Source organism: Spirulina sp. 06S082, from assembly GCF_034932145.1.
Classification (GTDB): domain Bacteria; phylum Cyanobacteriota; class Cyanobacteriia; order Cyanobacteriales; family Spirulinaceae; genus CCY15215.
Genome location: NZ_JAYGHV010000263.1, coordinates 1 through 1,489, shown reverse-complemented (window position 1 = coordinate 1,489; position 1,489 = coordinate 1). Strand labels below are relative to the sequence as shown.

Here is a 1,489-nt window from a genome sequence, read left to right as displayed (position 1 = left end):
TGCGATCGGATTGTAATTTGGCGATCGCGATCGCCCCATTGGGTGCATAATCGAAGACCAGTTCTTTGGCACGAATCTTACGACGAAATCGTTGCTGAATAATATATTGCAGCAACTGTTCGTCATCGACAACGAGGATTTTTGCTGGCTTTTTAACGGGAATATTGGGGGAGGGAAGATTCTGTTCCGTCATAAGGGAATTTCAATAATAAACTCCGTGCCTTCTCCTGGTGATGAAATACACTTAATGTTTCCCTCGTGTTTTTCAATAATAATTTGGCGGGAAATTGATAAGCCCAATCCCGTTCCTTGACCTACGGGTTTAGTGGTAAACAAATGCTCGAAGATTTGTTTTTGAATTTCTGCGGTCATGCCGAGTCCATTATCGAGAATGCGAATGGCAGCCATTTTTCGATCGGTATCTGTCTCGGCGATCGCAGCAGTTTTAATTGTAATTTGATTGGGATGTGTTTCCAGATTATTTTCTATTTCCCCCTTCACTTTCTTAAGGCTTGATTCGTCTAAGGCATCAATCGCATTCGCGATAATATTCATAAAAACCTGATTGAGAGGTCCCGGATAACATTGAACCTCTGGCAGTTCCCCATACTCTCGAATGACTTGAATTTCGGGACGATTATCATTCCCTTTGAGTCGATGTCGTAAAATAATGAGAGTGCTATCAATTCCGGCATGAAGATTAAAGGAAACGCGATTAGAACTATCTGCCCGTGAGAAAGTTCTGAGAGACTCGCTGAGATGGCGAATGCGATCGGTTCCTTCTGTCATCGAATCCAGCATTTGCGGCAGATCTTCTAAAATAAAAGGGAGATCGAGAGCTTCTATTTCTGCTTCTATCTCTTGTAGGTTATCCTGACAATGTTTTTGATAAAGATTGATAATATGAAGTAAGTCTTTAAAATAATTTCTAGCATGGTCGAGGTTGCCAGAAATAAAACTTACAGGATTATTGATTTCGTGAGCAACTCCGGCGATAAGTTGACCAATACTTGCCATTTTTTCATTTTGAATCAGTTGTGTTTGGGTCTGCTGTAACTTGGTTAAATCTTCTCTGGTTCGTTTAACGAAATCTAGCGTTCTCTGGATGATAATTTCCATATCACGAAAGTCAATTGGCTTCGTGAGAAAATCAAAAGCGCCTCGATTCATCGCCGTTCTTATATTGCTTAAATCCCCATAAGCAGATACAACAACGGCTTTGAGGGTGCGATCGCCTTCTGCCAATTTCTCTAATAAGGTCAATCCATCCATTTCAGGCATATTAATATCAGTCAACACCAATTCAATAGCAGGATTTTCGGCAAGTTTTTCCAAGGCTTGTTTGCCATTGTTAGCAAACAAAAACTCAAATTCCTTGGCACGAATTTTTTGCCTAAATTTTTGTTGGATGACATATTCTAATAAAGGTTCATCATCAACAACTAAGATTTTGGCAGTCATAATATTAGTTTAAGATTATTGGATACAG

1 protein-coding gene and 1 pseudogene are annotated in these 1,489 nt (G+C 39.8%); both read right to left on the bottom strand.

All coding sequences use genetic code 11. The features are described from left to right. A pseudogene (locus VB714_RS15470) lies at positions 1-193 on the bottom strand (hypothetical protein); the annotation flags it as partial. After that, positions 190-1,461 (bottom strand): response regulator, encoded by a 1,272-nt coding sequence (locus tag VB714_RS15465; RefSeq protein ID WP_323225528.1) that lies wholly within the window; start codon positions 1,459-1,461, stop codon positions 190-192. The pseudogene VB714_RS15470 and the gene VB714_RS15465, both read right to left, overlap by 4 nt. Positions 1,462-1,489: the final 28 nt, after the last annotated feature.